Source organism: Pantoea sp. RSPAM1 (assembly GCF_038816185.1).
GTDB lineage: Bacteria > Pseudomonadota > Gammaproteobacteria > Enterobacterales > Enterobacteriaceae > Pantoea > Pantoea ananatis.
The window spans coordinates 2,483,386-2,508,351 of sequence record NZ_CP046137.1 but is presented as its reverse complement, the minus strand read 5'-3'; the positions used below and the strand labels follow the sequence as shown (position 1 = coordinate 2,508,351).

The window sequence follows — 24,966 nt, the reverse complement described above, 5'->3', positions numbered from 1 at the left end:
TCAGGCTGGTTTAGCCTGGCCGGCCGCCAGCGCGTCGTCGTCCAGTAACTGACCTACGGCAAACTGCGCAGCGCCCAGCCAGTTGCCGCCGAACACGTTGGCCCGGTTTAGCAGATAATAAAGCTGATAAACCGGCTGGCGCTGTGAGAAGCCATCCGGCAGCGGCCAGACCTGATTATAGCCGTCGAAGATTTCTCTGGGCAGATCGTTAAACCAGCTCAGCATCGCCAGATCACATTCTCTGTCGCCCCAGTAACAGGCCGGATCAAAAATCCATGGCCCGTTCTGGCTGGCTGCGCAGTTGGCGGGCCACAGATCGCCATGCAGCAGGGAAGGTTGCGGGTGATGGGAGGCCAGGGTGCGCTGCACACAGTCGACAATCAGCTCGGCATTGCCATAAAGAATGCCTTTCTCGGCGGCAATTTGCAGCTGCCAGCCGATACGCTGCTCGGCAAAAAAGACTGACCAGCGCCGTAGCCAACTGTTTGGCTGAGGTGTGGTGGTCAGGTTGTTATCGAAATCAAGACCAAACTGCGGTTGTTCGCTCCACTGATGCAGATGTGCCAGTTGCTGGCCCAGCTGCAGTGCGCTGTGAGCGTCGAGAGGCTGAGGCTTGATGTATTCCAGCAGCAGAAAGCTGTCGTCGCGATCGCTGCCCACCCCGTAAACTTCAGGAACCCGGACAGTCTGCGTACGGCGCAGCAGGGCGAGTTGATCGGCTTCCCAGCTGAACAGCGAAACTTTATCGCGGCTGTTGCATTTAACAAAGACATCCTGCTCACCATAGCGAATCAGCCAGGCGGGATGCACATCTCCACCGGGGAGCTCGTGGCGTTGGGTAATCTCGGCGTCACCAAATTGCTCGCTTAACAGACGACTAATGGCTGACCACATCGGGTTATCCTCTTTATTCGCTGCCTGAATTCGATTGTAACGCGTTAGCACTGCGCAAAGTCTGCGCCTGCGCACAGACTACTCTGTTGAACGTGCTGCGTCGCGCAGAAAATCATCAAGCGTGGTGAGCGTCACGTCGGGTGTTTGTCCCAGCGCGCTTTCGCCCGCGGCAATCACCTGCTGTTTCAAATCTTCCTGCGTAAGCGTAGTCACAATGCCAAAACTGTTGGTGCCAAGCTCATGCGGGTTTCCCTTGTCATCCACCAGCGTGGTAGAAAAGCCGCCGGAGGTCATCGCTCCGGTTAAGGTCAGCACGTCACTCAGACCGGTTTCGCGGTAATGAAACGTGACCACATAGCGGTGTAAATCCCCGTTGCTCATTCTGCACCTCGGTATGCTCAAATAATACACAGCGTAGTACAGGGTGAAAAAACAGGCGAATAATGAAGGAGATGAGGCGCAAAATCAGATCAATCTGTGTGCAAATTTCGCTGATATTTCAGGCGAAATCCTGTGTAAATCGTGTAAATGAAAAGATGCCATTTGCAAAAAATGGCTCTATAATGCGCGCCGAAATCAGGTTAACGCCTAGTGAATACGCGGCGTTACGCTAAAGTATGCCGTTCTGAGCGAATTCATGTTTTTTTACAAAAGTTACCGTAAATTGCATTGATCGCATTGGGAAACCCTTCAGAATCTTCGTTTTCAAAACTGTTGCACGGATCACACTTAATGAACGCCTTTAACAAGCTGTCTGCTGTTCTATTGCTCTCTGCCGGAGCGTTTTGTCACCAGGCGCTGGCCGATAACGCGGTCTTCACCGCAATGGATGACCCTTCAACGGCAAAAAAGCCTTTTGAAGGATCGGCCTCTGCCGGTTACCTGGCGCAAACCGGTAACACCACCAGCTCATCGTTGACCGCACAAACCAACATGACCTGGTATACAGAATCAATGGCCTACAGCTTGTGGGGCAATGCTGCGAATACCTCAGCGAATGATGAGCGCTCGTCAGAAACCTACAACGTCGGTGCGCGTTCACGTTACAACATGAGTGCCTATGACTACCTGTTTGGTCAGGCAAGCTGGTTAAGTGACCGTTACAACGGTTATGATGGACGCGATGTCCTGACCGCCGGTTACGGTCGTCAGATCCTGAATGGCCCGGTGCATTCACTGCGTGCGGAATTCGGTCCTGGTGTACGTTACGACGATTACCGTGAAGGCGGCCATAAAACGCAGGCGCTGGCTTACGGTGCGGTGAGTTACCAGTGGCAGTTGACGGATACCACCAAATTCATTCAGGGTGTTTCCGTGTTGAGCTCGCTGGGTGACGATACCACGGTCAACTCCGAGACGGGCTTACAGGTGGCGATTAACGATCATTTTGCCCTGAAACTGGCTTATAACGTGACCTGGAACAACAATCCACCTGATTCCGCTCCCGACCATACGGATACCAAAACGTCGGTTATGCTGACTTACGCGATGTAATTTGTGTTAAGGCAGTGTGATTGACAAGCGGTCAGGCCTGGCGCCTGGCCGCTTTTTTTTGATCTCTCTGAGGCTTAGCGAGAAACGCATGGGTTTTGCTCGCACCTGAAAACTGCTATTATCCGTCCCGCATTACACTCCTGGCGACATTCCGACAATGTGAGTCTGACATAACGCCAGGTCAATAAAACTACTCAATTTTGTATGTAAGCTTTCGTGTGGCTTACCACTGCAACTAAGGACATTCTATGCCTGTAATTACGCTTCCTGATGGCAGTCAGCGCTCATACGATCGCCCTGTCAGCGTCATGGATATCGCGCTTGATATTGGTCCCGGTCTGGCAAAAGCCTGCATCGCCGGACGCGTTAACGGTGAACTGGTTGATGCGGTCGATCCCATCACCGACGACGCGTCTGTTGCCATTATCACTGCCAAAGACGAAGCGGGTCTGGAGATCATCCGCCACTCCTGCGCGCATCTGTTAGGCCATGCAATTAAGCAGCTGTGGCCAGATACCAAAATGGCGATCGGTCCGGTTATCGACAACGGCTTCTATTATGATGTCGATATCGATCGTACCCTGACCCAGGAAGACATTGAGCTACTCGAAAAACGCATGCATCAGTTGGCCGAGACCAACTACGATGTCGTGAAGAAAAAAGTCAGCTGGCAGGAAGCGCGCGATGTGTTCGCAGCGCGAGGTGAAGTTTATAAGACCACCATCCTTGATGAGAACATCAGTCATGATGATCGCCCTGGGCTGTATCATCATGAAGAATATGTCGATATGTGCCGCGGTCCGCACGTACCGAACATGCGTTTCTGTCACCATTTTAAACTGCAGAAAATCTCCGGCGCATACTGGCGCGGCGACAGCGACAACAAAATGCTGCAGCGTATCTACGGTACAGCATGGGCAGATAAGAAACAGTTGGCGGCTTATTTACAGCGTCTGGAAGAGGCGGCGAAGCGCGACCATCGTAAGATTGGTAAGCAACTCGACCTCTATCATATGCAGGAAGAAGCGCCGGGCATGGTTTTCTGGCATAATGACGGCTGGACCATTTTCCGTGAGCTGGAAGTGTTTGTCCGCAGTAAGCTAAAAGAGTACCAGTATCAGGAAGTTAAAGGCCCATTTATGATGGACCGCGTACTTTGGGAAAAGACCGGTCACTGGGAAAACTACAAAGATGCGATGTTCACGACGTCCTCTGAGAACCGTGAGTACTGCATCAAACCGATGAACTGCCCAGGGCACGTGCAAATTTTTAACCAGGGGCTGAAATCGTATCGCGATTTGCCGCTGCGTATGGCGGAATTCGGTAGCTGCCACCGTAATGAACCCTCAGGTGCGTTGCATGGCCTGATGCGTGTGCGGGGCTTTACCCAGGATGATGCGCATATTTTCTGTACGGAAGATCAGCTGCGTACCGAAGTGAACAGCTGTATCCGCATGGTTTATGACATGTACAGCACCTTTGGCTTTGAAAAGATCGTGGTGAAACTGTCCACCCGTCCTGAAAAGCGTATTGGTTCTGACGAAACCTGGGATCGTGCAGAAGAAGATCTGGCTGCGGCGCTCAATGAAAACAACATTGAGTTTGAGTACCAGCCGGGCGAGGGCGCGTTCTACGGCCCTAAAATTGAATTTACACTCTACGATTGCCTTGACCGCGCCTGGCAGTGTGGAACGGTTCAGCTAGACTTTTCCCTGCCTAAGCGTCTGGATGCCACCTACGTGGGTGAAAACAACGATCGTCAGACGCCGGTAATGATTCACCGTGCGATTCTGGGGTCGATGGAGCGCTTCATCGGTATTTTAACCGAGGAGTTCGCCGGTTTCTTCCCAAGCTGGCTGGCACCGGTGCAGGCTGTGGTCATGAATATTACCGACGGTCAGGCAGAATATGTTGAGACTTTGACACGTAAATTGCAGAATGCTGGCATTCGTGTGAAAGCGGACTTGAGAAACGAGAAGATAGGCTTTAAAATCCGCGAGCACACATTACGTCGCGTCCCTTATATGTTGGTCTGTGGTGATAAAGAGGTGGAAGCTGGCAAAGTGGCCGTTCGCACCCGCCGTGGTAAAGACCTTGGGTCGATGGACGTCGATGTGTTTGTTGAGAAGCTGCAGCAAGAGATTCGCAGCCGCAATCTTCACCAATTGGAGGAATAAGGTATTAAAGGCGGAAAACGAGTACAACCTACGCGTCCGAATCGCATCAACAGTGAAATTCGCGCAACAGAAGTGCGCTTAACAGGCGTTGAAGGCGAGCAACTTGGTATTGTCAGTCTACGCGAAGCTTTGGAAAAAGCTGAGGAAGCGGGTGTTGATTTAGTTGAAATCAGCCCGAACGCCGAACCGCCGGTTTGCCGCATTATGGATTACGGCAAGTTCCTCTATGAAAAAAGCAAATCTTCTAAGGAACAGAAGAAGAAGCAAAAAGTTATTCAGGTTAAGGAAATTAAATTCCGTCCTGGAACCGATGATGGCGACTATCAGGTCAAACTACGCAACCTGATTCGCTTTCTGGAAGAAGGCGATAAAGCCAAAATCACGCTGCGTTTCCGCGGTCGTGAGATGGCGCACCAGCAGATCGGTATGGAAGTGCTTAACCGCGTCCGTAAAGACCTGTGTGATGATCTGGATTTGGCCATTGTCGAATCCTTCCCTTCGAAGATCGAAGGCCGCCAGATGATCATGGTGCTCGCACCTAAGAAGAAACAGTAGGCATTCAAGTAGCAATGACCGCGCAGCGCTCGCGTTGTGCGGTTTGTTGTTCGCCTGTCTGGGTCATGTTATCAACAATGCGAAGTGGATATTTTTTAAAATGCCAAAGATTAAAACTGTACGTGGCGCGGCTAAGCGCTTCAAGAAGACCGCTTCTGGCGGCTTCAAGCGTAAACACGCGAACCTGCGTCATATTCTGACTAAGAAATCTACCAAGCGTAAACGTCACCTGCGTCCGAAAGGCATGGTGTCTAAAGGCGATCTGGGTCTGGTTATTGCCTGCCTGCCGTACGCATAAGTAAATTTTTTTAATTAATTCAGAATATTAAACAGGAGAGCTAAATGGCTCGTGTAAAACGTGGTGTAGTTGCTCGCGCACGTCACAAAAAAATCTTAAAACAAGCTAAAGGTTACTACGGTGCACGTTCACGTGTTTACCGCGTTGCCTTCCAGGCTGTTATCAAAGCTGGTCAGTATGCTTACCGCGACCGTCGTCAACGTAAGCGTCAGTTCCGTCAGCTGTGGATCGCGCGTATCAACGCAGCAGCGCGTCAGAACGGTATGTCTTACAGCCGTTTCATCAATGGTCTGAAAAAAGCAGCCATTGAAATTGACCGTAAAATCCTCGCCGACATCGCCGTATTCGACAAAGTGGCATTCACTGCACTGGTAGAAAAAGCGAAATCAGCGCTGGCGTAAGTCAGTTGAAAAAGGGAGCTTGCTCCCTTTTTTATTACCCGTAACCTGAGCAAAAGATTGACTTTTTCGCCGCTGCGCATTTCAATAGTGCCGTTGGAAATCACGACAAGGTAACGCAAGCATGAATGCTGCTATTTTCCGTTTCTTTTTTTACTTTAGCGCCTGACAATCAGGGGCTTTTGCGCATAAGAAAAGAAACGAAAAATCGCGCTGAAAGCCTCCCACGTGGAGGCTTTTTTTGTTTTTGGCGCTGGCATATTGGACCGGCAGGTCCCAACACGTACTAACCAGCCTGACTGGAAAAAGAGGAAAACATGTCCCAACTAGCAGAACTGGTGGCGAACGCCACGGCGGCCATCGACGGGGCGACCGATATCGCCGCCCTTGACGCGGTGCGCGTCGAATATCTGGGGAAGAAGGGGCATCTGACATTACAGATGACCACATTGCGTGAATTGCCAGCGGAAGCGCGTCCTGCGGCCGGTGCGGTGATTAACGAGGCTAAACAGCAGGTAACGGATCGTCTGAACGCGCGTAAAGAGGAGATGGAGTCTGCGGTCCTTAACGCCCGTCTGGCGGCAGAAACCATCGACGTTTCCCTGCCGGGACGTCGTATTGAAAACGGCGGCCTGCACCCGGTGACCCGTACCATCGATCGTATTGAAACGTTCTTTGGGGAGCTGGGCTTTGCGGTAGTGACCGGTCCGGAAATTGAAGACGATTATCATAACTTCGATGCGCTCAATATTCCGGGCCACCACCCGGCGCGTGCCGATCATGATACTTTCTGGTTTGATGCCACGCGCCTGCTGCGTACGCAAACCTCCGGCGTGCAAATTCGCACCATGAAGAACCAGCAGCCGCCTCTGCGCATTATTGCGCCGGGCCGCGTGTACCGTAACGATTACGATCAGACGCACACGCCGATGTTCCACCAGATGGAAGGGCTGATCGTCGATAAGAATATCAACTTCACCAACCTGAAAGGCACGCTGCACGATTTCCTGAACAACTTCTTTGAGGAAGATTTGCAGATCCGCTTCCGCCCTTCCTATTTCCCGTTTACTGAGCCATCCGCTGAAGTGGATGTGATGGGTAAAAACGGCAAGTGGCTGGAAGTGCTGGGCTGCGGTATGGTGCACCCTAATGTCCTGCGCAATGTCGGTATCGATCCGGAAGTCTATTCAGGCTTCGCCTTTGGCATGGGCATGGAGCGTCTGACCATGCTGCGCTACGGCGTGACCGATTTACGCGCATTCTTCGAAAATGATTTACGTTTCCTCAAACAATTTAAGTAAGGGCAGGTTATCCAATGAAATTCAGTGAACTCTGGTTACGCGAATGGGTAAATCCAGCCCTTGACAGTGCGGCCTTATCTGAGCAAATCACCATGGCCGGCCTGGAAGTGGACGGCGTTGAGCCCGTTGCGGGCGCGTTTCACGGCGTCGTGGTCGGTGAGGTGGTGGAATGCGGTCAGCACCCTAATGCCGACAAACTGCGTGTAACCAAAATCAATACCGGCGGCGATCGGCTGCTGGACATCGTCTGCGGCGCACCAAACTGCCGTCAGGGCCTGAAAGTCGCCGTCGCCACCGTGGGTGCTGTGCTGCCAGGCGATTTTAAAATTAAAGCCGCTAAGCTGCGTGGCGAACCGTCCGAAGGCATGCTGTGCTCATTCTCTGAGCTGGGTATTTCCGACGACCACAATGGCATTATCGAACTGCCCGCCGATGCGCCAGTTGGCACGGATATCCGTGACTACCTGCAGCTGGACGACAACACGATTGAAATCAGCGTCACGCCTAACCGCGCAGACTGCCTGGGCATTATCGGGATTGCCCGCGATGTTGCGGTGCTGAACAGCCTGCCGCTCAACGCGCCGGTCATTGAACCGGTTGCGGCGACGATTGCTGATACGTTACCGATTCATGTCGAAGCCACCGCTGCCTGCCCACGCTATCTGGGCCGGGTCGTGAAAGGCATCAACGTTAGCGCAGCAACGCCGCTGTGGATGAAAGAGAAGCTGCGTCGCTGTGGTATTCGCTCTATCGATCCGGTTGTTGATATCACCAACTATGTGTTGCTCGAACTGGGCCAGCCGATGCACGCGTTCGATCTGGACCGCATCGACGGCGGTATCGTCGTGCGGATGGCGAAAGATGGTGAGGCGCTCACGCTACTGGATGGCACAGAGGTGAAGCTCAGCAGCGATACGCTGGTGATTGCCGATCATCAGAAAGCCCTGGCGATGGGCGGCATTTTTGGTGGTGAACATTCCGGCGTAAACGGCGAAACGCAAAATATTTTGCTGGAGTGTGCCTGGTTCGAACCGCTGGCGATTGCGGGCCGCGCGCGCCGTCATGGTTTGCACACCGATGCATCACATCGCTACGAGCGCGGTGTGGACTCTGCACTGCAACACAAGGCGATGGAACGCGCGACGCAACTGCTGCTGAGCATCTGCGGCGGTGAAGCGGGCCCGGTTATCGATCAGACTTCGGCTGACGCCTTGCCGCAACCGGCAACGATCACGCTGCGTCGTGAAAAGCTGGATCGGCTGATTGGTCATGTTGTCAGCGATGAGCAGGTCACCGATATTCTGACGCGCCTGGGTTGTCAGGTCAGCGTAAACCCTGGGGAATGGCAGGCGGTCGCCCCCGCCTGGCGCTTCGATATGGCTATCGAAGAAGATCTGGTAGAAGAGATCGCCCGCATTTATGGTTACAACAACATCCCGGACGTACCGGTTCAGGCCGGCCTGGTCATGACAAAGCACCGTGAAGCTAACCTGTCGCTGAAGCGTGCAAAAATGCTGTTAGTGGATAAAGGCTATCAGGAAGCCATCACCTACAGCTTTGTGGACCCGAAAGTACAGCAGTTGCTGCATCCGGGTGAAGAGGCGCTGCTGCTGCCCAGCCCGATCTCCAGCGATATGTCCACCATGCGTTTGTCACTGTGGACTGGCTTACTCAGCGCGGTGGTCTATAACCAGAACCGTCAGCAGAGCCGCGTGCGTCTGTTTGAGAGCGGTCTGCGATTTGTTCCTGATACTCAGGCGGATCTGGGTATTCGTCAGGATCTGATGCTGGCAGGCGTGCTGAGTGGCAACCGCTATGAAGAACACTGGGATCTGGCGCGTCAGACCGTTGACTTCTATGATTTGAAAGGTGATTTAGAGTCGTTGCTGGATTTAACCGGCAAGTTGAATGCGATTAGCTTCCGTGCAGAGGCGAATCCGGCGCTCCATCCTGGACAAAGTGCGGCAATTTATTTACAGGATGAACGAATCGGATTTATCGGAGTGGTTCATCCCGAGCTTGAACGTAAGCTGGATCTCAACGGTCGTACCTTAGTCTTTGAACTGCTTTGGAATAAGGTCGCAGACCGCGTCCTGCCTGATGCGCAAGAGGTTTCACGCTTCCCGGCAAACCGCCGTGATATCGCCGTTGTTGTGGCCGAAAATGTGCCGGCAGCAGATATCATCGCAGAGTGTAAGAAAGTTGGCGTAAATCAGGTAGTTGGCGTAAACTTGTTTGACGTGTACCGAGGTAAGGGTGTTTCCGAGGGCTATAAGAGCCTCGCAATCAGCCTGATTTTGCAGGATACCAGCCGGACACTCGAAGAAGAGGAGATTGCCGCGACGGTTGCCAAATGCGTTGCGGCATTAAAAGAGCGATTCCAGGCAACCTTGAGGGATTGAACCTATGGCGCTTACAAAAGCTGAGATGTCAGAATACCTGTTTGAGAAACTCGGGCTGAGCAAACGTGACGCAAAAGAGTTGGTGGAGCTGTTTTTCGAAGAGGTTCGCCGCGCGTTGGAAAATGGAGAACAGGTTAAACTGTCGGGGTTTGGTAATTTTGACCTGCGTGACAAAAACCAACGTCCGGGCAGAAACCCAAAAACGGGAGAAGATATTCCCATTACTGCGCGTCGCGTAGTGACCTTCCGTCCAGGGCAGAAGCTTAAAAGTCGCGTTGAAAACGCCACACCAAAAGACAGTGACTGATTCCAGTGTTTCAAAAAGGCCGCGCAAGCGGCCTTTTTCATTTCTTTTTTTCGCAATCCTTTTACAATCAATCCTCTGTCATTCTGGCTAATTCTGCTTATGTCCCAGCTTGAACAACTTGCTCTGCACAGCGATCGCCGCAGTAAAGCCTGGCTTTTGGGTCTCGGCAGCCTGCTGCTGGTGTTATTTATCCTCAGCCTGTGCGCGGGTGAGCGCTGGATAAGCCCCACACAATGGTTCAGCGACAGCGGCAGGCTTTTTGTCGGCCAGCTTCGCCTGCCACGCAGCCTTGCGGTTATCCTGGTGGGGAGCGCGCTGGCTCTGAGCGGCGTTGTCATGCAGGCGTTGTTTACCAACCCACTGGCCGAACCGGGGCTGCTTGGCGTTTCCAACGGGGCCGGCATTGGCCTGGTCGCGGGCGTTCTGTTGAGCAGCGGTTCGCTGTGGAGCCTCAGCTTTTCGGCAATGGCCGGTGCGCTGGTCGTTACCCTGATTCTGTTGCATTTTGCCCGGCGTCATTTATCCGTCACGCGTTTGCTGCTCACTGGCGTTGCGCTGGGGATTATTTGCAGCGCCATCATGACGTGGGCCGTCTATTTCAGCAGCAGCCTCGATCTGCGCCAACTCATGTACTGGATGATGGGCGGCTTCAGCGGTATCGACTGGCGCTATGGCTGGATGATGCTGGCGCTGCTGCCGGTTATCCTGGCGCTCACCACAGCGAGCAGGGTGCTTAACTTACTGGCGCTGGGGGAAACGTCAGCCCGCCAGCTGGGGTTGTCACTGTTTTACTGGCGTAATCTGCTGGTGTTGGCCACGGGATGGCTGGTTGGCGTCAGCGTGGCGCTTGCCGGCGCAATTGGCTTTGTGGGCCTGGTGATTCCGCACCTGCTGCGGCTGGTGGGGCTGAACGATCACCGTGCGCTGCTGCCGGCTTCGGCGCTGGCGGGAGCCAGCGTATTGCTTGGCGCGGATATTATTGCCCGCCTGGCGCTGGCCTCCGCTGAGTTGCCCATCGGCGTGGTCACGGCAACGCTCGGCGCACCGCTGTTTATCATCTTGTTAGTCAAATCGTCACGTCAGCTTTAGCTGACATACATGCATTAACCACAGGAACTCCGTATGAGCATTTATCAAACTGAACTGGTTACACTGGATGGTGAGAAAACGGCGCTGTCCTCCTGGCAGGGACAGGTGCTGCTGGTGGTCAACGTGGCCTCTAAATGCGGCTTAACCCCACAATATGAAGCGCTGGAAAATATTCATAAAGCCTGGCATGAGCAGGGCTTCAGCGTGCTGGGTTTCCCCTGCAACCAGTTTCTGGAGCAGGAGCCCGGCAGTAGCGAAGAAATCAAAACGTTTTGCAGCACGACCTACGGTGTGACGTTTCCGATGTTCGAAAAGTGTGAGGTCAACGGTGAGCATCGTCATCCGCTTTATGCACAGCTGGTCGCGGCGAAACCCGAGGCCGTGCGTCCGGAAGAGAGTGGTTTTTATGAGCGCATGGTCAGTAAAGGACGGGCTCCCAAAGCGCCGGGTGATATCCTGTGGAACTTTGAAAAATTCCTGATAGGGCGTGATGGCAGCGTTATTCAGCGTTTCTCACCGGACATGTCGCCAGAAGATCCCATTATTCTGGAAACGATCAAACAGGCGCTGGCAAAGTAAGTGTTGCTCAGACTGGAAAATGCAGCCGTCCCCGGACGGCTGCAACCGGTAAGCGGCACGATGCAGGCCGGGCAACGGGTGCATCTGGTGGGGCCGAATGGCGCAGGGAAGAGCACACTGCTTTCAGCCCTGGCGGGATTGGAACCTTTTACCGGCCGCGCCACGCTACTGAATACCGCCCTCGCCAGTTGGACAGGCCCGGCGCTGGCCAGCGTGCGCAGCTGGCTGCCTCAGCAACAGCTTCCTCCCGGGCAAATGCCGGTTTACCACTATCTGCGGCTGCATCTTTCGTCTTCCGCCTCGCCAGATGATGCCCGACTCGCCACGATACTGTCGCGGTTGCAGTTAGATGATAAATTAGCCAGGCCATTGACCCAGCTCTCCGGTGGTGAGTGGCAGCGGGTGCGGCTTGGCGCGGTAATGATGCAGATCGACCCGCAGATCAACGCCAGAGGGCAATTACTGATCCTGGATGAGCCCATGACGGCGCTGGATGTTGCGCAACAAAAAGCGGTGGACGATCTGATTAATGAACTCTGTGCCGCAGGGGTTTGCGTTGTCGCCAGCAGTCACGATCTTAACCATAGCTTATGGTATGCCAGTCAGGTCTGGCTGTTACATCAGGGCCAGGTGGTGTTGCAGGGCGAGCCTGCGGATGTCCTTCGGCCAGAACAGCTTTCGCCCCTGTACGGCATTCCGTTTCGTCAGCTCGTCTTAGAAGGACGGCCTCTGCTGACCGTTTTGCCCTGAGACTTGCCACCTGGCGCGCTTTGCCGCTACATTAATCCGGTTACTCTTTATTAAGGATGAGCTGTGATGCGCATGGGGTTGCTGTTATTCGTTTTATTGCTGGTGGGCTGTAGCCATCATGCACCGCCCATTAACAGTCGCCTCTCTGACTCCATTACCGTGATAGCGCAACTCAGAGATCAGCTGGGAAGCTGGCGGGGCACGCCTTACCGTTATGGTGGCATGAGCCGCGGCGGGGTGGACTGTTCAGGCTTTGTCTACCTGACGTTTCGCGACAGGTTTGATCTGCAACTTCCCCGCACCACTTCCGCACAAAGCGATATCGGCACCCGCATCAGCAAAGACGACCTCTTACCAGGTGATCTGGTGTTCTTCAAAACGGGCAGTGGTGAAAATGGCCTGCATGTGGGCATTTATGACACGGATAACGCTTTCATCCATGCGTCCACCAGTCAGGGCGTAATCCGCTCTTCGCTGGATAATGTGTACTGGCGGAAGGTCTTTTGGCAGGCGCGCCGCATCTAATTTCTCCGCTGGAAAACCAGTGGGTTTGTGCGGAGTAAATCAGAAAAAAAACGGACCTGGAAAAATATTCTTAATTCGGATTTAACCGGTTCGTTTTATTTATAACACCGGACCTAAGAATGTTTTTAACGGTTAACAGAATTGTTCCTGGAATTATTTGGCTTAAAGTTTATTTTTTTAGCCTAACGGTAATGAAACGATATAAATATCCATCTCATCAGTCCTTTGCTACTATTGCCAGTATGTTTTTAATCATATACGATGCACTATCGCCACATATTCTGGCTGTAAAATGAAAATTCACCTGTCTGCCGACTATCAGTCGGAAATTTGGTTTTATGCCGCCTGTTCTCAGGAAGGGCACTTAACCGCCATTGAGCTGGCAACGCAGTTCGTGCACGAGAGTGCGCCGATCACGTTGCCGCAGGACGTTCTGTTGCCTCAGCTTGATGAGACACAGCGCCTGCGCCTGCTGCAGCGTCAAATCTCTCTGCTGGAAAAACACCAGACGTTTTTTGAAACCCATCACCTGCTGGCTTTTATGCCCGTCGATGAGGGGATGGCGAACACCATTCTCGAAAGTGAGTTTCTGACGCGCAAAATAAAACAGCTTCCTTTTATAATGCTGGATATCAGCGAAACGTTTCTCTCGCTCAATTTGGGAAAAAATAACCCATTAATCGCCGCGTTAAATCGTGAGTTTAAATTGTCTCTCTCCCATTTTGGCGCAGGGAAATCCTCCACGACAGCCGTTTACGATAATCTGTTTAGCTGTATCAGACTGGATAAACACTTTATTCACTCACTGTCTAAACGTGCTTCTTTTTTACCATTTATGCAGAGCATCCTCGATAATTTCCGCAGCCATTGCGATCGGATGATTATTTGTGGTGTAGATGATGAAATTTTACTGGATAAAGTTAGCCAGCTCAGTAACGTCCACCTCCAGGGCGCGCTGTTTCCAGTGGTTAAATCAGACGCCTTCGAGACATTAATCTACTCTGAGCAATTCCTGCACACTCCCTGATACTCGCACGCCTGCCGCCTGTCCAATCCTGGTCATCAACGCTACACTGTGGGTTTTATCACACGATACCCGGTGTGGTTGGGAGAATTGATGATCTTTGATAACAGCTGGTTTCGTGAGCTTCCTGGCAGCTATACCGCGTTAAACCCTACGCCACTTGCGGGCGGCCGACTTCTGTATCACAACGCGCCGCTGGCGAAGGCAATGGCACTGGACAGCGCATTGTTTACCGGGCAGGGCCATGGCGTGTGGTATGGTGCCGCGTTATTACCCGGCATGGCGCCGCTGGCCCAGGTCTACAGTGGGCATCAGTTTGGTGTCTGGGCCGGTCAGTTGGGTGACGGCCGCGGTATTCTGTTGGGCGAACAGCAGCAGGAAGACGGTCGCAGGCTTGACTGGCACCTGAAAGGGGCCGGGCTAACGCCTTATTCGCGCATGGGCGACGGTCGTGCCGTGGTACGCTCCACGGTGCGTGAATTTCTCGCCTCTGAAGCGCTGCATCATTTAGGCATTCCCACCACGCGCGCACTTACCCTTGCCGTTAGCGACGAGCCCGTTTACCGCGAGACCGCCGAACGCGGCGCGATGCTCATGCGTATTGCACCGAGTCACCTGCGCTTTGGGCATTTCGAACACTTTTTTTACAGCCAGCAGCCGGAACAGGTCAAACAGCTGGCAGACTATGCTATTCGCCACCACTGGCCGCAGCTGGTGGATGAGGCCGATCGTTATCAGCTGTGGTTTGCCGATATCGTGCTGCGCACTGCGCGGCTGATCGCCCAGTGGCAAAGCGTGGGCTTCGCTCATGGCGTAATGAATACCGACAACATGTCGATCCTCGGCCTGACCCTCGATTACGGTCCCTATGGTTTTCTGGATGACTATCAGCCGGATTATATCTGCAATCACAGCGATTATCAGGGCCGCTACAGCTTCGAGAATCAGCCCATGATTGGCTTATGGAACCTCAACCGTCTGGCCCATGCGTTATCGGGGTTAATGAGTACCGAGCAGCTCAAACAAGCCTTAAGTGGCTATGAGAATGCGCTGATGCGCGTCTGGGGAGAGCGGATGCGGGCGAAGCTGGGCCTGCTGACGGCCGATGCCGGGGATAATGAGATTCTTACCGAATTACTCAGCTTAATGAGTCAGGAACGCAGCGACTATACGCTCACATTCCGTTTGTTAAGTGATACGCAGCAGGCCGAGAGCCGTTCGCCACTGCGGGATGAATTTATCGATCGTTCTGCTTTTGATCGCTGGTATCAGCGCTACCGTCAACGCCTGCTGCAGGAGCAGGTTGGCGATGCCGAACGGCAACAGGTGATGAAAGCTGCCAATCCAGCCGTGGTGCTGCGTAACTACCTTGCTCAGCAGGTGATAGACGAGGCGGAGAAGGGGGAGAGCGGCGCGCTGGCGCGTTTGCATCAGGCGCTTCAGCAGCCCTTTAGTGACGCGGCGGCCGCTGAATATCGTCAACGGCCACCGGACTGGGGCAAGACCTTGGAGGTCAGCTGCTCAAGCTGATTTACAGACGGTGAGAAACCGCCTCAGCTAACAGCGCAAGGACCTCTTCGCTGTCCTGCCAGCTGAGGCAGGGATCGGTGATCGACTGACCGTAAGTCAGGGGCTCACCGCTCACCACTTTTTGATTGCCTTCCTCAATAAAACTTTCAATCATTACCCCGGCAACGGCGCGAGAGCCGCTTTTGATCTGCCCGGAGACGTCCAGTGCAACATCGCGCTGACGGCGATGCTGCTTGAGGCAGTTGCCGTGGCTGAAATCAATCACCAACTGCTGCGGCAGGCCAAACTCAGCTAAACAGGCAGCGGCTTCGGCAACGTCGCCTGCATGATAATTAGGCTGTTTGCCGCCGCGCAGAATCACATGGCCGTGCGGATTCCCGCTGGTCTGGTAGATCGTCATCTGACCTTGTTTGTCGGGCGACAGAAACATATGGCTGGCACGGGAGGCACGAATGGCATCCACAGCAATGCGGACGTTTCCATCAGTTCCGTTTTTAAAACCCACCGGGCAGGAGAGCGCCGAGGCCATTTCACGATGGATCTGGCTTTCGGTGGTCCGGGCGCCAATTGCACCCCAGCTAATCAGATCGGCAATAAACTGGCCGATCACCATATCCAGGAATTCGGTAGCGGTCGGTAAACCCAACGCATTGATATCAATCAGTAGCTTGCGGGCGATGCTGATACCGCGATTAACGTCAAAGCTGCCGTCCAGATCGGGATCGGAAATCAGGCCTTTCCAGCCCACAACCGTGCGTGGTTTTTCGAAATAGGTGCGCATCACGATTTCCAGCCGATCCTGATAACGCTCACGCAGGGCGACCAAACGCCGAGCGTAGTCCAGCGCGGCGACCGGGTCATGCAGCGAACAGGGGCCAATCACCACCAGCAGACGGGGATCTTCTCCGGTCAGAATACGGGCAATGCGCTTGCGTGCGGCGGTGATGTTATCGGCCATGGTTGTCGAAAGCGGGTGTTCAGCTGCCAGACTGGCAGGGGAAATCAGGCTGCCAATGCGCGCAGTGCGCAGTTCATCAGTTTTGTTCATGGTGTTCTCTAATCTTTTTCTTCGCAGCGGTGAAATACCGGGAAGTGATGATGGTCACAATAAACCATTAGCCTGCGAATTCAAGCGACAACACGATAATGTAAGTCAAAATGACGGCAGCGGGACGTTACAGCGCCGCCGTCGGCCAATGACTAATACATGCGACGCGTCAGGCCCATAATATCGAGGATTTTCGTCGCAATCTCTTCCACAGAGTAGTTGGTACTGTTGAGGTAGCGAATCTGGTGAGTGCGAAACAGCGCTTCAACTTCACCCACTTCCAGCCGACACTGGCGCATAGAGGCATAGCGGGTATTTTCTGCGCGCTCCTGACGAATGGCCGCCAGGCGTTCCGGATCGATCGTCAAGCCAAACAGCTTGTGCTGATGCTGACGAAGGGCGGGAGGCAATTTCAGATTATCCATGTCGTCGGCGATAAACGGATAGTTAGCAGCACGGATACCGAACTGCATGGCAAGATACAGGCTGGTGGGTGTTTTGCCGCAGCGCGAAACGCCTAGCAGGATCACCTGCGCATCCTCCAAACCGCGCAACGAGATGCCGTCATCATGCGCCAGCGTGTAATCGATTGCCGCAATACGAGCGTCGTATTTGCCGAGATTGCTGGCATCAAGCCCGTGAGTGCGGTGCGCAACCGGTGCCGGTGACAACCCTAACTCCTGCTGAAGCGGCGCGACCAGTGCCTGCACAATGTCCTGGCAGAAGCCTTCGCTCTGCACAATGATGTCACGGACTTCAGGCGTAACAATGGAAAAAAACACCAGTGGGCGCACGCCGCTTTGCTGATAAAGCGCATTAATTTGCGCCTTAACGGCCTGCGCACGCTGCACGTTTTCAACAAACGGCAGGGTCACGCTCGTGGTGTTAACCGGAAACTGAGATAACACGGCATGGCCCAATACTTCGGCTGTAATGGCTGTCCCGTCGGAAATGTAGAAAACGCTTCTGTCGGTGGTCATAAGTCGTGCCTCGGGCAGGGAAGTCATAAAAACAGGTGAGATAATATAAGCATGCCTTCAGGGGCGAGGGTAGTCTGGGGCATCGTTTCCCTCTCGCTTTTGCATCATGACGTCACGTATTCCCCCCTTTTTTGCGCCAGCAAAACCGCCTCAGGCGACAGACAACGCCTGTGTTTGTTGCGCAACAAAAACGCCGCATAACAGGCAGTGAAAAAAATAATGAGCTAATTATCAGTGCATTAGCAAAAAATAAGGGCCTTGCGCAACGCTGAAAAAAACCAGGCGCAATTCTGAAACTGTGTCTGAGAATCTGCTTTAACGATTCAACAGATCGTGTTTACTCAGACGTTATGCCAGGCTGGATTTGTTAATAGCAGGATTTTCCATGTGCCCATTCATTAATAAAGGATCAGTTCAATGTCCAATAAAGGCGAACAGCCGTTAGTACTTTGGTACAACCAGCTTGGCATGCATGATGTTGATCGGGTGGGAGGCAAAAATGCTTCTCTGGGTGAGATGATTACCAATTTGTCATCTCTGGGCGTGTCCGTTCCCAACGGTTTTGCGACCACCTCCTGGGCCTTTAATCAGTTTCTTGAGCAGAGCGGTCTGAACCAGCGTATTTATGCTTTGCTGGATGACACCAATATTGATGATGTGGATCAACTGGCAAAGGCGGGTAAGCAGATACGCCAGTGGGTAGTCGAAACCCCGTTCCAGCCTGAACTGGAAGCCGCGATTCTTTCGGCCTATGAGCAGCTCTCTGCCGACGATGCTGACGCATCCTTCGCCGTGCGCTCATCCGCCACCGCCGAAGATATGCCTGACGCGTCCTTTGCCGGCCAGCAGGAAACTTTCCTGAACGTGCAGGGCATCGAGTCAGTCATGGTGGCAGTAAAACACGTTTATGCCTCACTGTTTAACGATCGCGCCATCTCTTATCGCGTCCATCAGGGTTACGATCATCGCGGCGTGGCACTGTCGGCGGGCATTCAGCGCATGGTGCGATCCGATCTGGCGTCCTCAGGGGTCATGTTCACCATTGATACCGAATCGGGCTTTAATCAGGTGGTGTTCATTACCGCCGCGTTGGGCCTGGGCGAAATGGTGGTGCAGGGCGCGGTGAACCCGGACGAGTTTTATGTGCACAAGCCAACGCTGGCCGCGAAACGTCCCGCTATCGTTCGCCGCAACATGGGCTCGAAAAAAGTGCGGATGGTTTACGCCGACTCGCGTGAACATGGCGAGCAGGTGCGCATTGAAGATGTGGCGGAAGCCGAGCGCGATCGTTTCTGCCTGAGCGATGCCGAAGTGGAGGCGTTGGCCCATCAGGCGGTACTGATTGAGCAACACTACAAACGCCCGATGGATATTGAGTGGGCCAAAGACGGCCACACCGGTAAGTTATTTATTGTCCAGGCGCGCCCTGAAACCGTGCGTTCCAACGGTCAGGTCATGGAGCGTTACAGCCTGCAGGGACAGGGCAAGGTGGTGATTGAAGGCCGTGCGATTGGTCACCGCATCGGCGCCGGTGCCGTCAAGGTGATTCACGATATCAGCGAAATGAACCGCATCGAAAAAGGTGACGTGCTGGTGACCGATATGACCGATCCCGACTGGGAACCGATCATGAAAAAAGCCTCCGCCATTGTAACGAACCGCGGCGGCCGTACCTGCCATGCCGCGATCATCGCGCGTGAGCTGGGTATCCCGGCGGTGGTGGGCTGTGGCGATGCGACCGAGCGGCTGAAAGAGGGACATACCGTTACCGTATCCTGTGCTGAGGGCGATACCGGCTATGTCTACGATGAACTGCTTGACTTCGACGTCACCAGTTCGCAGGTGGATACCCTACCGGACCTGCCGCTGAAAATCATGATGAACGTGGGCAACCCGGATCGCGCGTTTGATTTCGCCTGTTTGCCAAACGAAGGGGTTGGTCTGGCGCGGCTGGAATTTATTATCAACCGCATGATCGGCGTGCATCCGAAAGCGTTGCTGGAGTTCGATCAGCAAACCCCTGAACTGCAGAAGCAGATTCGTCAGATGATGAAAGGTTTTGACGATCCGGTTGAGTTTTACATCGCCCGTCTGACCGAAGGGATCGCGACGCTGGGCGCGGCGTTCGCGCCGAAGCGCGTTATCGTCCGCCTGTCGGATTTTAAAACCAACGAATATGCCAATCTGGTGGGGGGAGAACGTTACGAACCCGAAGAGGAAAACCCGATGCTGGGCTTCCGTGGCGCAGGCCGCTATGTCTCCGAGAGTTTCCGCGACTGTTTCGCACTGGAGTGCGAAGCGGTGAAGCGCGTACGTAATGAGATGGGGCTGACTAACGTGGAAATCATGGTGCCCTTTGTGCGTACGGTCAATCAGGCTCAGGCGGTGGTAGAGGAATTGGGTCGTCAGGGACTGAAGCGCGGCGAGAACGGGCTCAAGGTCATTATGATGTGTGAAATTCCCTCGAATGCCCTGCTGGCGGAGCAGTTTTTACAACACTTTGACGGTTTCTCTATCGGCTCCAATGATATGACGCAGCTGGCGCTGGGGCTGGATCGCGACTCCGGCGTGGTATCGGCCTTGTTTGATGAGCGTAATGAGGCGGTCAAAGCGCTCCTGTCCATGGCGATACAGGCGGCGAAAAAACAGGGCAAATACGTAGGAATATGCGGTCAGGGACCGTCAGATCATCAGGATTTCGCAGCCTGGCTGATGGAGCAGGGCATCGACAGCCTGTCTCTGAATCCGGACACCGTGGTGGAAACCTGGTTAAGCCTGGCGGCGCTAAACAAACCTGCCTGAGGTGATGGATAACCTCCGATGTCAGAAGGCCAGCGCAAGCTGGCTTTTTTTGCTTTTTGACAGGCAAAAAAAAGCCCATCACAGGGGATGGGCAAAGACTACACACAGCAATTCTTTACGCTACTCAGGGGAAATTAGGGCGTTTAGAAATCAGTAACTTGATTTCCAACATAGGAAATATGGTATTCACACGGCTCGCTGGCGTCTTTAAGAATCCTCTTATTAGTTTAAAGGAAATAATATTTTGACGGCTGGGGAGAGCGTTTCGGACCGTTATTATGTTTATAAAATAATCATTTTAAGGCGTGAGAGGTGCTAAAGGCGTGAAATATGCGTTTTATCTTAAAGTACGCTAATGAAAAAAAGGCTGGCGATATCTTGATCAGCCAGCCCACTTAACGAGTACTAATCATATAAAAGGAGGGATCAGGGCTTTTGCTGCGGTGATTCACTTACCACGCTTAGCGGTTCGGCCTGCGGCGCAGGCACTTCATGCATCCACACAGAGACCAGTCGGTAAGAGACAGCCAGCACAACTGGCCCGATAAACAGGCCGATCATACCAAACGCGATTAATCCCCCGATAACGCCGGACAGAATCAGAATCAGCGGCAGATCGGCGCCCATACGAATCAGCACCGGCCGCAAAATATTGTCCAGCGTGCCCACAACACAGCTCCAGATCAGCAGTACCGTGCCCCAGGTGGTGTCCCCACTCCAGTAGAGATAAACAATCGCCGGCACCAGCACCAGCAGCGGGCCGATCTGCACCAAACAGCAGAGGATCATCAATACGGTCAGCAATGTGGCGTAGGGGATGCCGGAAACGGCTAACCCGATACCGCCCAGTACGCCCTGCACCAACGCCGTGACGACAACCCCCAGCGCTACCGCGCGTACTGCCTGTCCGGCCAGCAATACGGCAGCATCACCGCGTCGGCCAGCCATGCGCCAGGCAAAATGCCGGATGCCCTGTGCCGCCTGCTCACCGCGCCAGTAGAGCAGTACGCTGAACAACAGCATCACGGCCAGGTGGATCATAAAACGACCAAAGTGCCCGGCCTGCGCCACAAAAAAACCGGTGGTACGGCCAACATAAGGTTGTAACTTCGCCATTATCGCTGCGCCGCCGCCCGCCACCAGTTTCTGATAACTGGCATACAGTTTCTCACCCACCATGGGAATATCGTTGAGCCAGCTCAGGGTGGGTAGCATATGTCCCTGAGTTGCCCAGGCGATCACCGGTGCGCTGTTATCTATCAGGCTGTTAACCAGCAGGGCAACCGGGATGATAAACAGCAGGAGCAGCAGGATAGTCATCACAACTACCGCCAGCGAACGCCGTCCCCACAGCAGGCGCTGTATTTTCAGCATCAGGGGCCAGGTGGCAATAACCACCATGCTTGCCCAGGCGAAGCCCAATATGAATGGCTGGACAACCCATAAGCACGCGGCGATCAGGAGTAAAATAAAAATCAGGGTAAATAACATCTGGGGAAGATCAATCTGCCGTTCCAGGCTTTTCATCTTATGCGTTACCTCATTGGAATTCGTCAACTCAGGGGATGACGCTGCCCTGTAATCATGGGCTATTTCAGGGCGTTTAAACAGGCTTGTAAAGAAAAGGTTTCAGCCCTTCCTGAAAAAACGACAGCGTGGTGGGAAATGTGATAAAACTGAGGATTAAAGCAAGATACAGACGCAAACCTACACAACATCTTTGGTCACATACTCCATGATCCCACAGATTTCTCAGGCACCGGGTCTTATCCAGCGGGTGCTGACATTTCTTGAAACCCTCAAAGCGCAGGGTTTCACCGGCGATACCGCCACCAGCTACGCCGACAGACTTTCGCTTTCAACCGATAACAGCATCTATCAGCTCCTGCCCGATGCGGTGCTTTTCCCGCGCTCGACGGCAGATGTGGCACTGATAGCCCGACTGGCGGATGAAGCGGCGTTCTCCAGTCTGGTCTTTACCCCGCGCGGTGGCGGCACCGGGACCAACGGTCAGTCGCTCAATCAAGGCATCATTGTGGATATGTCGCGCCACATGAACCGCATCCTGGAAATCAATATCGAACAACGCTGGGTGCGCGTCGAGGCTGGGGTAGTCAAAGATCAACTTAATGCCTACCTGAAACCTTTTGGTTTCTTCTTTTCACCGGAGCTCTCCACCAGTAACCGCGCCACCCTGGGCGGCATGATTAACACGGATGCATCCGGTCAGGGCTCGCTGGTGTACGGTAAAACCTCTGACCATGTTTTAGGGCTCAGGGCCGTGCTGCTCGGCGGTGATATTCTGGATACCCGACCGGTGCCTACCGCGCTGGCTGAAAATCTGGCGCAAACGCCCACGCCGGAAGGCCGAATTTATCAGCAGGTGCTCAGCCGCTGCCGTGAGCATCGCGAACTGATTCTGGAGAAGTTTCCTAAGCTCAACCGCTTCCTGACCGGTTACGACTTGCGCCACGTGTTTAGCGACGACATGCAGACCTTTGATCTGACGCGGCTGCTGTGTGGTGCAGAGGGAACGCTGGCGTTTATCAGCGAAGCCCGTCTGGATATCACGCCGCTGCCCAAAGTCCGGCGCGTGGTTAATATTAAATATGACGCCTTCGATTCTGCGCTACGTAATGCCCCCCTGATGGTCGAGGCGCAGGCGCTGTCAGTGGAAACGGTTGACTCGAAAGTGCTGAATCTGGCGCGGGAAGATATTGTCTGGCACTCCGTGCGCGAGCTGATTACGGATATCCCGGATAAAGAAATGTCAGGGCTGAATATCGTTGAGTTTGCCGGGGATGATGCCGGACAAATCGATCGGCAGATCACAGCGCTTTGCGCCCGTCTGGATACGTTAATGACACAGCAGCAGGGCGGGGTGATCGGTTATCAGCGCTGTGACGATCTGGACGGTATTGAACGCATCTATAACATGCGTAAAAAAGCGGTGGGCTTACTCGGTAATGCCAAAGGCCGTGCCAAACCGATTCCCTTTGTTGAAGATACCGCCGTTCCACCTGAACACCTGGCCGACTATATTGTTGAGTTTCGCGCGCTTCTGGACAGCCACGGTCTGAGTTATGGCATGTTCGGTCACGTGGACGCCGGCGTGCTGCATGTCCGTCCGGCCCTGGATATGTGCGATCCCCATCAGGAAATGATGATGAAGCAAATTTCTGATGAGGTGGTTGCCTTAACTGCACGCTATGGTGGCCTGCTGTGGGGCGAACATGGCAAGGGATTCCGCGCGCAGTACAGTCCTGCCTTTTTTGGCGAAACGCTGTTTAACGAGCTGCGCCGCATTAAAGCGGCTTTCGATCCCCTTAATCGTCTCAATCCCGGTAAGATTTGTACCCCTTTCGACAGCGAGGCGGCGATGATGCAGGTCGATGCGACGAAACGGGGCAGCTACGATCGTCAGATCCCCCTTCAGGTACGTGAAACCTGGCGCGGTGCGCTTGAATGCAACGGTAACGGATTGTGCTTTAACTTCGATGCCCGCAGTCCGATGTGCCCGTCAATGAAAATCACCCGTAACCGCATTCACTCGCCGAAGGGACGCGCGACCTTAACGCGGGAATGGCTTCGGTTGCTGGCAGAGCAGGGCGCCGATCCGGTGATGCTGGAGAAAAAGCTGCCGGAAAGTTCCCTGTCACTTCGCGCGCTGATAAGCAGAATGCGCAATACCTGGTATGCCAATAAAGGGGAATATGATTTTTCCCATGAGGTGAAAGAGGCGATGTCCGGTTGCCTGGCCTGTAAAGCCTGCTCGACCCAGTGCCCCATTAAAATTGACGTTCCGGCCTTCCGCTCACGTTTTTTACAGCTTTACCATACACGCTATCTGCGCCCAATCAGCGACCATCTGGTGGCGGGCGTAGAAAGCTACGCGCCCCTGATGGCGAAAGCACCGGGTGTGTTTAACTTTTTCCTGAAACAGCCCTGGGCGACCTCATTCAGTAAGACACACATTGGCATGGTCGACCTGCCTTTACTTTCCTCGCCCACGCTCAGGCAGCAGTTGAGTGGTCATCCGGCGATGAATATGACGCTGGAGCAGCTCGAAGCGCTCAGTCAAACACAGCGAGCCCAAAAAGTGCTGGTGGTGCAGGATCCCTTTACCAGTTTCTATGAAGCCAAACTGGTACATGATTTTATCCAGCTGATTGAGAAACTGGGATACCAGCCCGTTCTGCTGCCGTTCTCACCTAATGGCAAAGCGCAGCATGTGAAAGGCTTTTTGCAACGCTTTGCGCGTACGGCCAGTAAAACAGCCGATTTCCTGAATCGCGTGGCTAAGCTGGGCATGCCGATGGTGGGGATCGATCCGGCCACGGTGCTCTGTTACCGCGATGAGTATCGCCAGACGTTGGGCGAGGCCCGTGGCGATTTCAACGTGCTGCTGGTACATGAGTGGCTCCATCAGGCGCTGCAGGAACGAGAGGTGCAGATCACCAGCGGAGAAGCATGGTATCTGTTTGCTCACTGTACCGAAGTGACCGCGCTGCCAGGCACGCCCGGTCAGTGGCAGGCGATCTTCTCTCGCTTCGGCGCAAAGCTCGAAAACATCAATGTGGGCTGTTGCGGCATGGCCGGCACCTATGGTCACGAGAGCAAAAACCTGGAGAACTCGCTGGGAATTTATGCGCTGTCATGGCATCCGCAATTGCAAAAATTGCCGCGCCAGCGCTGCCTGGCAACCGGTTTTTCCTGCCGCAGTCAGGTCAAGCGCGTGGAGGGTAACGGCATGCGTCATCCTCTTCAGGCACTGCTTGAGTTAATCTGAAAAGGTGAGGCGACGCCGGACGCA

The 24,966-nt window shown here is 53.8% G+C and carries 22 protein-coding genes, 1 other RNA gene and 1 other annotated feature; of the genes, 17 read left to right on the top strand and 6 right to left on the bottom strand.

Going from position 1 to position 24,966, the window contains the following annotated elements:
- Both GKC68_RS12270 and ghoS read right to left on the bottom strand, forming a co-directional pair.
- Positions 1-894 carry a fructosamine kinase family protein gene (locus GKC68_RS12270; RefSeq protein ID WP_028722168.1) on the bottom strand — a complete coding sequence of 298 codons (894 nt, stop codon included), beginning with the start codon at positions 892-894 and terminating at the stop codon, positions 1-3.
- A gap of 78 nt (positions 895-972) precedes the next feature.
- Entirely contained in the window at positions 973-1,275 is a 303-nt protein-coding gene (gene ghoS / locus GKC68_RS12265; protein ID WP_028722169.1) for a type V toxin-antitoxin system endoribonuclease antitoxin GhoS, read from the bottom strand.
- Positions 1,276-1,626: 351 nt separating this feature from the next.
- On the opposite strand from ghoS, the gene GKC68_RS12260 reads away from it, so the two are divergent.
- From GKC68_RS12260 to GKC68_RS12190, 15 genes are all read left to right on the top strand, one after another.
- Positions 1,627-2,388: a DUF481 domain-containing protein gene (locus GKC68_RS12260; RefSeq protein ID WP_028722170.1), complete on the top strand. Its 762-nt coding sequence runs from the start codon at positions 1,627-1,629 to the stop codon at positions 2,386-2,388.
- Between the two features lie 248 nt (positions 2,389-2,636).
- On the top strand, positions 2,637-4,565 hold the full coding sequence (gene thrS, locus GKC68_RS12255) for a threonine--tRNA ligase (RefSeq protein WP_028722171.1): 1,929 nt from the start codon (positions 2,637-2,639) through the stop codon (positions 4,563-4,565).
- Between the two features lie 3 nt (positions 4,566-4,568).
- A complete protein-coding gene (gene infC, locus GKC68_RS12250; RefSeq protein WP_006118954.1) occupies positions 4,569-5,120 on the top strand; it encodes a translation initiation factor IF-3 in 552 nt (183 codons plus the stop codon).
- Between the two features lie 100 nt (positions 5,121-5,220).
- Positions 5,221-5,418: a 50S ribosomal protein L35 gene (gene rpmI, locus GKC68_RS12245; RefSeq protein ID WP_004157374.1), complete on the top strand. Its 198-nt coding sequence runs from the start codon at positions 5,221-5,223 to the stop codon at positions 5,416-5,418.
- Positions 5,419-5,462: 44 nt separating this feature from the next.
- Positions 5,463-5,819, top strand: a complete 357-nt coding sequence (rplT, locus tag GKC68_RS12240) for a 50S ribosomal protein L20 (protein ID WP_006118956.1) — start codon at positions 5,463-5,465, stop codon at positions 5,817-5,819.
- A gap of 116 nt (positions 5,820-5,935) precedes the next feature.
- Positions 5,936-6,061: a sequence feature (Phe leader region), on the top strand.
- The gene (pheM, locus tag GKC68_RS12235; RefSeq protein WP_106120997.1) at positions 5,941-5,985 is read left to right on the top strand and encodes a pheST operon leader peptide PheM; all 45 of its coding nucleotides are present in this window, start codon (positions 5,941-5,943) and stop codon (positions 5,983-5,985) included. It overlaps the preceding feature by 45 nt.
- A gap of 72 nt (positions 6,062-6,133) precedes the next feature.
- Positions 6,134-7,117 carry a phenylalanine--tRNA ligase subunit alpha gene (gene pheS / locus GKC68_RS12230; protein ID WP_013025578.1) on the top strand — a complete coding sequence of 328 codons (984 nt, stop codon included), beginning with the start codon at positions 6,134-6,136 and terminating at the stop codon, positions 7,115-7,117.
- 14 nt (positions 7,118-7,131) lie between these two features.
- Entirely contained in the window at positions 7,132-9,519 is a 2,388-nt protein-coding gene (pheT, locus tag GKC68_RS12225; protein WP_264215333.1) for a phenylalanine--tRNA ligase subunit beta, read from the top strand.
- Positions 9,520-9,523: 4 nt separating this feature from the next.
- Positions 9,524-9,826 (top strand): integration host factor subunit alpha, encoded by a 303-nt coding sequence (gene ihfA / locus GKC68_RS12220; protein ID WP_006118960.1) that lies wholly within the window; start codon positions 9,524-9,526, stop codon positions 9,824-9,826.
- A 99-nt stretch (positions 9,827-9,925) separates the two neighbouring features.
- Positions 9,926-10,915 (top strand): vitamin B12 ABC transporter permease BtuC, encoded by a 990-nt coding sequence (btuC, locus tag GKC68_RS12215; protein ID WP_013025581.1) that lies wholly within the window; start codon positions 9,926-9,928, stop codon positions 10,913-10,915.
- A gap of 33 nt (positions 10,916-10,948) precedes the next feature.
- Positions 10,949-11,494 (top strand): glutathione peroxidase, encoded by a 546-nt coding sequence (locus tag GKC68_RS12210; RefSeq protein ID WP_013025582.1) that lies wholly within the window; start codon positions 10,949-10,951, stop codon positions 11,492-11,494.
- The gene (gene btuD / locus GKC68_RS12205) at positions 11,495-12,244 is read left to right on the top strand and encodes a vitamin B12 ABC transporter ATP-binding protein BtuD (RefSeq protein WP_028722175.1); all 750 of its coding nucleotides are present in this window, start codon (positions 11,495-11,497) and stop codon (positions 12,242-12,244) included. It abuts the gene before it with no gap.
- Positions 12,245-12,310: 66 nt separating this feature from the next.
- On the top strand, positions 12,311-12,769 hold the full coding sequence (locus GKC68_RS12200) for an NlpC/P60 family protein (protein ID WP_014605964.1): 459 nt from the start codon (positions 12,311-12,313) through the stop codon (positions 12,767-12,769).
- A 292-nt stretch (positions 12,770-13,061) separates the two neighbouring features.
- Positions 13,062-13,796: an EAL domain-containing protein gene (locus tag GKC68_RS12195; RefSeq protein WP_047714672.1), complete on the top strand. Its 735-nt coding sequence runs from the start codon at positions 13,062-13,064 to the stop codon at positions 13,794-13,796.
- 90 nt (positions 13,797-13,886) lie between these two features.
- On the top strand, positions 13,887-15,323 hold the full coding sequence (locus GKC68_RS12190) for a YdiU family protein (protein WP_028722178.1): 1,437 nt from the start codon (positions 13,887-13,889) through the stop codon (positions 15,321-15,323).
- A 1-nt stretch (position 15,324) separates the two neighbouring features.
- Here GKC68_RS12190 and GKC68_RS12185 read toward each other — a convergent pair whose 3' ends face one another.
- Positions 15,325-16,371: a 3-deoxy-7-phosphoheptulonate synthase gene (locus GKC68_RS12185; RefSeq protein WP_028722179.1), complete on the bottom strand. Its 1,047-nt coding sequence runs from the start codon at positions 16,369-16,371 to the stop codon at positions 15,325-15,327.
- A gap of 152 nt (positions 16,372-16,523) precedes the next feature.
- On the bottom strand, positions 16,524-17,351 hold the full coding sequence (locus GKC68_RS12180) for a pyruvate, water dikinase regulatory protein (protein WP_013025588.1): 828 nt from the start codon (positions 17,349-17,351) through the stop codon (positions 16,524-16,526).
- Positions 17,352-17,768: 417 nt separating this feature from the next.
- Here GKC68_RS12180 and ppsA point away from each other — a divergent pair, with 417 nt between their 5' ends.
- Positions 17,769-20,153, top strand: coding sequence for a phosphoenolpyruvate synthase (gene ppsA / locus GKC68_RS12175; RefSeq protein ID WP_342656185.1), 2,385 nt, complete (start codon positions 17,769-17,771; stop codon positions 20,151-20,153).
- Positions 20,154-20,216: 63 nt separating this feature from the next.
- Here ppsA and rprA read toward each other — a convergent pair.
- Both rprA and ydiK read right to left on the bottom strand, forming a co-directional pair.
- An RNA gene (gene rprA / locus GKC68_RS12170) (antisense sRNA RprA) lies at positions 20,217-20,325 on the bottom strand.
- A 254-nt stretch (positions 20,326-20,579) separates the two neighbouring features.
- A complete protein-coding gene (ydiK, locus tag GKC68_RS12165; protein ID WP_064367155.1) occupies positions 20,580-21,680 on the bottom strand; it encodes an AI-2E family transporter YdiK in 1,101 nt (366 codons plus the stop codon).
- A gap of 208 nt (positions 21,681-21,888) precedes the next feature.
- Here ydiK and GKC68_RS12160 point away from each other — a divergent pair, with 208 nt between their 5' ends.
- Positions 21,889-24,942: an FAD-binding and (Fe-S)-binding domain-containing protein gene (locus GKC68_RS12160; RefSeq protein ID WP_110145728.1), complete on the top strand. Its 3,054-nt coding sequence runs from the start codon at positions 21,889-21,891 to the stop codon at positions 24,940-24,942.
- Positions 24,943-24,966 lie beyond the last annotated feature (24 nt).